The following is a 7,482-nucleotide window of genomic DNA, read 5'->3' on the forward strand; positions in this document are numbered from 1 at the left end:
ATCCATTTGTCGCCAACCTCTATCCGTCGCCGAACATGGTGTTCCCAGAAGAGGGAGGCCAGTTTCTGTTTTACGATCCTGGAACACCGCTCTGGGCCAACTGGTTTCAAAATCGTCCCGGCAATCGCGCCATGTCCGGCAAAGGCCGGGACGGCATCGTCGCCATTGACTATGACATGATGCTGACCTTCGCGCTCATGCGAGCCAACGGGGACTCGAATACCGATGCGTTTATCCGGCACCGGCTAACCGGACATTGACGGAAAACTGGCCACTCTTTCAAGGTGCTGACTGACGCGGGGGCTGGTCGGTTTTGGAAACAACTTTGTTAGGCATGCGACTGTCTTGACGATGCAAGGCTCCTGTTTGTCGGAGAAAGCGGGCGTGAACTAGTGGCAAGGCGGATCCTGCGCTACGATTTAAGGCGACTCGGCTTCTTCGCTGCGCTCGACGAAGCGCATGGCGTGGTCGATGAAGCGGAGGAGCACGTCGTCGGTGGGGCCGTTTCGGTTTTTGGCGAGGATGAGCATGGCTTCGCCTTTTTTCTTTTCTTCGGCTTCCTCGTCTTCGACTTCCATCTTGGCTCCGGCGTAGTCGGAGCGGGTGAGGAGACCGACCATGTCGGCGTCCTGTTCGATGGAGCCGGACTCGCGCAAGTCGGAGAGGACGGGGCGCTGGCCTTTGCGGGATTCGACGGCGCGGTTGAGCTGGGCGAGGACGATGATGGGGACGTTCAGTTCCTTGGCCAGGCCTTTGATGCCGGCGGAGATTTCGGCGATTTCGATCTGACGGTTGTCTTTGGCGCGGCGGCTCTGGGAGGTGACGAGCTGAAGATAATCGATCATGATCATCTGGATGCCGTGCTGCTTTTTGAGGCGGCGTGATTTGGCGCGCATCTCCATGATGTCGAGACCGGGTGTTTCATCGATGAAGATCTGCGCCTTCTGCAAATCGCGCGTGGCCTTGGCGAGGGCGTCTTGTTGAGCGCGGGAGAGGAGGCCGCGTGAGAGGTCCTGCATGCTGAGGCGTGCGCGGGAGACGAGGAGACGACGAACGAGCATGGTGGCGCTCATTTCCAGACTGAAGACCACGCAGGGGGTGTTGCAGTCCACGGCGATGTGCTCGACGATGTTCATCGCGAGGGAGGTTTTACCCATGGAAGGACGTGCGGCGATGACGAACATTTCACCGCCCTGAAGGCCGGAGCTCATCTCATCGAGTTTGGTGTAGCCGGTGGAGAGGCCGCGCAGCTGGCCGGGGTGCTCCAGCATGTACTGGATGCTGTCGATGGCATCCATGACGTGGGTGGAGAGGGTCTTGATGCCCTCCTTGGAGCCGGTGGATTCACGCACGGCGAGCACGCGCTGTTCCGCGTGGTCGATGAGCGTGTCGATGTTCTCATCCATCTGCTCTTTGCCGTGCTCGTAGGCATGGTGGATGTTCAGCGAGCTGGCGTGGATGAGCTCCCGCAGGATGTGCTTATCGAGGACGATCTTCTTATAGTAGGGGAAGTGCGAGGGGATCGGAACGAAGGCGAACAGTTCCGAGATGGCGGCTGCGCCACCGACCTTGTCGAGGAGGTTTTGCTCACGCAGCGCATGAGTGACCGTGACGGGATCGATGGGGAGGTTTTTGTCGTAAAACTCCAGCAGCTTTTCGTAGATGGTGCGATTGGCGTCGTGATAAAAAGCCAGGGCAGGGAGATTGACGCGGCAGTCGCTGAGACGTTCGAGGGGATCCTGCAGGAGGCAGGAGAGGACACCTTTTTCGGCTTCGTCACTGAAGGGAAGGGCGCGATTGAAGGAAGCGAGGAGCTCCTCCGCGGTGGGGATTTCGTTTTTCTTTTTGAAGTTCTCCCGTTTTTTTGCAGGTGCGGCATCACCGTTTTGAGGTGTGTCTGCGGTCGTGGTGGGAGTGGAATTTTCGGCCATGGAGGACGTTCAGGATGGAGGGCTGCGGATTTGCGTCAATGACGTGCTCAATCGTGATGCGGTCGGATTTGGCGTCTTTTGGGGTGATTTCGGACGATTTGGAAAAACCGCGTCAACGGCACCCCCTCAGAATTTTGTGTGTGAGAATTTGTGCGACCCAATAATATACTTTCATCAAAAGCTTGATGTGTCTTTGGTCGTGTCGAAAACTGAACACCTCCGGATCTACCGGGTCAAACGCCCCTCCAAATCACAACCACCTATGTTACTTACAGCACTCAAACTTAAACTCGCGGCTCTTGTCGCGGTCGCAGGCATCGACACTGCCGAAATGCCAGGAGCTTCCAAAGAGTTCACGGACATCCTCACAGCTCTCAAGGCTGACCAGGACAAGGTTCAGGCGAATCCTGGCGCTGGCCCAGATGTCAACAAGTCCTTCAATGACGCCGTCGCGAAAGTGCGCGAACTGGCGCAGAAGGATGACAAGGACGCCGTCTATGCTCTTGCCCATTGGGGAGTGCTCAGCGGTGCGAACATCAACGAAGTCGCCGCTCTGTTCCGCAAGGCTGCCGACAAAGGACAGATCCTCGCCAAATCCGAACTCGCCCAGGTGCTGATGCAGGCTGGTGCGCAGAATCCGGATGCCGTGAAGGAAGCGATCAAGCTGATCAAGGAAGCTGAAGCTGCCGACAACAAAGTGTCCCGTCGCATGCTGGCCCAGCTTCACCTGCAAGGCGTGACCGAAGGTGAAAAAGGTCTTGTGGTGGTGGAGAAGAGCCCAGCGAAAGCCAAGGAACTTCTGGAAAAAGGTGAGAAGGCAGGAGACGGCGAAGCCACTCTCGGCCTGGCACAGATCTACTCCGCCGGAGTGGAAGGCGTCCCTCAGGATCAGCAGAAAGCTCTCGACTACCTCATCGAAGCCGGCAAGCAGGGCAGCGCAGTTGCTCTGAGCACCTATGGTGCCCGTCTTCTGAATGGCGATCCTGACACGAAGGAAAGCCCTAAGCTGGTGAAGAAGGATGTGCCTGCCGCACTGAAGATGTTTGAAGAAGCCGCCGGAAAAGGCCTTGCTGCTGCGAACCGCATCCTCGGTCAGATCTATGAAAACGGTGTCGGCGCTGATGGCGCTGATGTGAAGCAGGACGTGACCAAGGCATTTGATTACTACACCAAGGCCGCCAATGGCAACGACCCTCAGGCCCTCTTCCGCCTCGGCAATGCCTTCGAAACCGGCATCATCAAGGACCCTAAAGGTGCTCGTGACAACAAGGACAACATCCTGATCCAGCCAAATCCAAAGAGCGCCCTCGACCTCTATCGTCTTGCCGCCCAGAACAACCTTGCCGAAGCTTTCTACAACGTCGGCGTGTATTATGAAACCGGCACCGTGGTGGACAAAGATCCTGCCAAGGCATTCACCTTCCTGATGAAGGCATCCACGGCTGGCATCGCCCAGGCCATGAACCGCCTCGCTGGTCTCTATGCCAACGGAACCGGAGTCGCTCAGGACGTGGTGGCAGCAGGTGGCTGGTATCAGCGCGCCGCAGACATGGGCTTCGCCCCTGCGCAGATTGCTCTTGGCATCCTTTATGAACAGGGTGCAGGCGTGCGTCAGAGCCGCATGGTGGCCGCAGGCCTCTATGCCGATGCAGCCCAGCAGGGTGTGGCACTGGCCATGCTTCGCCTCGCCAACCTGTATGCGGTCGGTGTGGTTCCCGGCACTCCAGAGCTTCCCCGTGCCTGGGCTTATGCCAGCCAAGCTGATGAAGTCGCCAAGAAGAGCGGCAACAAGGCTGACATGGATGTCACCGCCAACGTGATCGCGCAGCTCGAAGGCAAGATGAAGCCTGAAGAAGTCACCGAAGCGAAAAAGATCTTTGAAAAGCTTCCGAAGCCACAGGCAGGCGCAGCTCCGGCGGCACCAACCCTGCAGGATTCCGCTCCCACCAAAGCTGGTGATGCGAAGAAGAAGAAATAGCACTTGTCAAAACAGAGCTCTTTGCTAGTCTCCGGCTCCCCAAATCAGGGGAGCCGGTTTTTTTTAATTTCCGGGGCATTAGCTCAGTTGGTAGAGCGCCTGCATGGCATGCAGGAGGTCAGCGGTTCGAACCCGCTATGCTCCACCAAATCCCGTGCAGTTGAACTGCTGGTGACAAATTTAACTGAAGTCAGCCGTTTCCAAAGTTTGAAGCCCGAGGGCTCTGGAATGCAAACAGAGGATTGACGAGCCTTAAAAGCGACTCGTAGTTCAGGCAACGCCGCCCCAAGCCGTTTGGCAGGGTGAAACCGGTCTGAACATCCACTTCACCATGAAAATGAAACGCGCCACGAAAGTGAAGGAACTCAGATTGCAGTTAGACACCCGGATTTTTCCGCTCAATATCCTTGCCGTTTCATCGGGGTTTGTTAACAAATCGACCCACAGCAGGCATTTTATATGAAGTTCACCATCAGCAAAGAATCCTTCCTGGACGCCATCAATCAGGTTCAGCATGTGGTCAGTTCGCGTACCACGCTCGCCATTCTCTCCAATGTGCTGCTCAAGGCGAAGGATGGAAGGCTTGAACTCACGACCACCGACCTGGATGTCGGCGTGACTTGTTCGGTTCCCTGCGAAGTCGATGAGCCAGGGGCCACCACACTTCCGGCACGCCGTCTTGCCACGATCGTGCGCGAACTGCCGTCCGAGGAAATCGAAGTCAAGGTCGACGAGAAAAACGTCGCCTCCATCCGCAGTGGTCCGAGTTATTTCAAAGTGTTGGGCCTGACCAGCGAGGAATTCCCCGCGCTGCCCCGTTTCGATGATGCGCGTGAGTTCCGCATCGAGCAGCAGGTGCTGCGCGACTGCCTGCGCAAGACCAGCTACGCGATCTCCACGGACGAAACGCGCTATGTGCTCAATGGCATTCTCTTTGCCTTCAAGGACAACGCCCTGACGATGGTCGCCACGGACGGCCGCCGTCTGGCCATGGTGGAGCAGGAACTGGAGTTCCCGCAAAGCCAGGAGATCGACATCATTGTTCCTACGAAGGCGGTGAACGAGCTTTCCAGGTTGCTGGGAGACTCCGGCGAGGTGGCCATTCGTGTCACCGGTTCACAGGTTGGCTTTGATCTGGGCGAGAGCCTGCTGGTCAGCAAACTCATCGACGGTAACTACCCGAACTACCGTCAGGTCATTCCTGGTGAATCGAAGGAACGTATTCCGCTGGAAAGGGAAGCCTTCCTCCGGGCCATCTCTCGCGTGTCCCTGCTGGTCACCGAAAAATCGAACTCGATCAAATTTATCTTCACACCTGGCAGCGTGGAAATCGTGGCCACTTCTCCGGATGTCGGGGAAGCACGTGAAACGGTGGCCATCAATTACAAGGGCGTCCCAATCACGATCGCCTTCAATCCGGAATTTGCGATGGCGCCGCTGCGCAATCTGAGCGCGGATGAAGTGCATCTGCACCTGATTGATGAAATCAGTCCCGGGGTGCTGCGCAGCGGCACGAATTTCCTGTATGTGCTGATGCCCATGCGCGTGAATGCCTGATCCTGTCTTACCTTCCATCCAACACGCCATGAAACGACTCCTGCAGGCATTTTTGCTGATCGTGACCTCCACCAGCTTCACCGCATGCTATGGCCCCAATCCGCCGCCTCCTGGTGGGCGCGGAGGACGTGGGCGCTCTTTGGATGTCCCGCCCCGCTATGGAGTGCCGCAGGAGCAGACGCAGTATTTTGACGGGGTGGATCTGACCAATCCCAATGCAGCGGCGGTTCAAACTCCTGATCCGAACGCTCCTGTGACCGGTGACAATGTCACCCCTCCGCCAACGAACGGAAGTACGACGGCACCGCCACCCGTGTCTGTGACGCCTCCTGGCAGCACGCCGCCCCCGGCTCCTGCGGCTCCGGCGGAGATCCCCTTCGCCACTCGTATCACCGGCAAGCCGGGCTTTGTGAAAAGTCCGTTTGATCCGAATGGCCAGGCCATTGACGTGCGTGACTTCCAGTCTGGTCAAAAGGCACGCTGCCCCTACACAGGCAAAATTTTCCGCGTGCCATGATTTTCTGCACTGCCCGCTTCCTCTCCTGACATAGGAGCGGGAGCGGAGTCGTTTCTGCCGGGGTTTTACTGAGCCGTGTCTGCGGCCTTTCGGATTTGTCCAGTTTCCATCCCTTTTGTGTCCGTCGAACGTTCCATTGCCATCTTCAGTCCCGGCCTGCTAGGCGGATCACTGGCCAAAACGATCCAGCAGCGCATGCCTGGTCTGGAAGTTCGTGTCTGGGCCAGACGTGACGAGGCGGTGGAGGAGGTCAGGCAAGTGCTTCCCGGGGTGATCGCCAGCAGCAACATCCAGGAGGTCATACGGGGTGCGTCCATCGCCGTTCTGTGCATGCCGATCCAGTATATGCCGGGCATTGCGCAGCAGATCGCGGGATGCGAATTGTCGGATGACTTGATCATCACGGACGTCGGCAGCGTGAAAGGCGGAGTGGTCGGAGAATTGGAGGCCATTTTCATGCAGACCAAGGCGGCCTTTCTGGGCAGCCACCCCATGGCAGGCTCCCAGCGCACTGGGCTGGCGAACGCCAGGGGGGATCTTTTTCACCAAGCGGCCTGCATTTTGACGCCGACCGGGCATACCAAGCCGGAGCATCTGGGCAGATTGCGCACTTTTTGGGTCAAGCTGGGCTGTCGCATCCAGGAAATGACACCGCAGCAGCATGACCACTGTGTGGCGCGCATTTCACACCTGCCGCACAGCATGGCGGTGCTGACGACGCTGGCGGCCCTTAGCCAGGATACCCGGGTGCTGGACAGCTCCGCCGGTGGTTTTCGTGACACCACGCGTGTCGCTGGAGGCGACCCGGACATGTGGGCGGGCATTCTGATGCAAAACCGCACGGAGGTGATGGCAGCCCTGCAAGATGCCTCATCTGTCATGCGAGAGCTTCTTGAAATGCTCCAGAGCATGGACGAAGTAGCCCTCCGCCGATTTCTCGCCCAGGCCAAAGCCCTGCGCGACCTCCTTCCGGCGGTCTGAAGATCATGGCCAGCCTCAAGTCGAAGAAACTCAAAAGCATTCCCGCCGAAATCACCGTCCCCGGTGACAAAAGCATCTCCCACCGTTCCGCCATGTTTGCCGGACTCGCGAAGGGCACCACCATCATTGATGGCTTTCTGCCCAGCGAGGACTGTCTCTGCACAGTGCATGCCATGCAGGCCCTCGGCGCCACCATGGAACCACTGGAGGAAGTGGAAGGCGTGGGTTTGGTCAAACTGGCGATCACCGGCAACGGCATGAAACTGAAGGCGCCGGAAAAGCCCGTCGATTGTGGCAACTCAGGAACCACGATTCGCCTGCTCTCCGGCATTCTTGCCGGGCAGGACTTCAAAACCGAGTTGTTTGGTGATGCCTCTCTTTCCAAGCGTCCAATGAAACGAGTCGCTGATCCTCTCGGCCAGATGGGCGCGATGATCACCGGGCAGGGGGAGAAAATCTGTGCTCCGCTCACGATTAGCGGCGCTCCTTTGAAATCCATTTACTACAAGCTGCCTGTG

At 57.8% G+C, this 7,482-nt stretch carries 6 protein-coding genes, 1 tRNA gene and 1 pseudogene; 7 read left to right on the forward strand and 1 reads right to left on the reverse strand.

What is annotated here, in order from left to right; all coding sequences use genetic code 11:
- Positions 1-260: pseudogene (locus tag ACIREA_RS22080) on the forward strand (hypothetical protein); the annotation flags it as partial.
- A gap of 159 nt (positions 261-419) precedes the next feature.
- Here the strand turns inward: ACIREA_RS22080 and dnaB are convergent.
- Positions 420-1,931 (reverse strand): replicative DNA helicase, encoded by a 1,512-nt coding sequence (dnaB, locus tag ACIREA_RS22085; protein ID WP_397384524.1) that lies wholly within the window; start codon positions 1,929-1,931, stop codon positions 420-422.
- 262 nt (positions 1,932-2,193) lie between these two features.
- Here dnaB and ACIREA_RS22090 point away from each other — a divergent pair, with 262 nt between their 5' ends.
- The 6 genes from ACIREA_RS22090 to ACIREA_RS22115 form a co-directional block, all read left to right on the forward strand.
- Positions 2,194-3,909 carry a tetratricopeptide repeat protein gene (locus tag ACIREA_RS22090; RefSeq protein WP_397384525.1) on the forward strand — a complete coding sequence of 572 codons (1,716 nt, stop codon included), beginning with the start codon at positions 2,194-2,196 and terminating at the stop codon, positions 3,907-3,909.
- 72 nt (positions 3,910-3,981) lie between these two features.
- A tRNA-Ala gene (locus ACIREA_RS22095) sits at positions 3,982-4,057 on the forward strand.
- Between the two features lie 311 nt (positions 4,058-4,368).
- Positions 4,369-5,466 carry a DNA polymerase III subunit beta gene (gene dnaN / locus ACIREA_RS22100; protein WP_397384526.1) on the forward strand — a complete coding sequence of 366 codons (1,098 nt, stop codon included), beginning with the start codon at positions 4,369-4,371 and terminating at the stop codon, positions 5,464-5,466.
- A gap of 28 nt (positions 5,467-5,494) precedes the next feature.
- The gene (locus ACIREA_RS22105) at positions 5,495-5,983 is read left to right on the forward strand and encodes a hypothetical protein (RefSeq protein WP_397384527.1); all 489 of its coding nucleotides are present in this window, start codon (positions 5,495-5,497) and stop codon (positions 5,981-5,983) included.
- A gap of 117 nt (positions 5,984-6,100) precedes the next feature.
- Complete coding sequence (locus ACIREA_RS22110; protein ID WP_397384528.1) at positions 6,101-6,964, forward strand: prephenate dehydrogenase; 864 nt, start codon at positions 6,101-6,103, stop codon at positions 6,962-6,964.
- A gap of 5 nt (positions 6,965-6,969) precedes the next feature.
- Positions 6,970-7,482: 3-phosphoshikimate 1-carboxyvinyltransferase (locus ACIREA_RS22115; RefSeq protein ID WP_397384529.1), on the forward strand; the 513-nt coding region annotated here is incomplete at its 3' end.

It is taken from the genome of Prosthecobacter sp. (assembly GCF_044373815.1).
Classification (GTDB): domain Bacteria; phylum Verrucomicrobiota; class Verrucomicrobiia; order Verrucomicrobiales; family Verrucomicrobiaceae; genus Prosthecobacter.

Excerpts from the sequence above, each read along its gene's own strand:
- dnaB (WP_397384524.1), bottom strand. The coding sequence starts at position 1,931 with ATGGCCGAAAATTCCACTCCCACCACGACCGCAGACACACCTCAAAAC.
- ACIREA_RS22090 (WP_397384525.1), top strand. The coding sequence starts at position 2,194 with ATGTTACTTACAGCACTCAAACTTAAACTCGCGGCTCTTGTCGCGGTC.
- dnaN (WP_397384526.1), top strand. The coding sequence starts at position 4,369 with ATGAAGTTCACCATCAGCAAAGAATCCTTCCTGGACGCCATCAATCAG.
- ACIREA_RS22105 (WP_397384527.1), top strand. The coding sequence starts at position 5,495 with ATGAAACGACTCCTGCAGGCATTTTTGCTGATCGTGACCTCCACCAGC.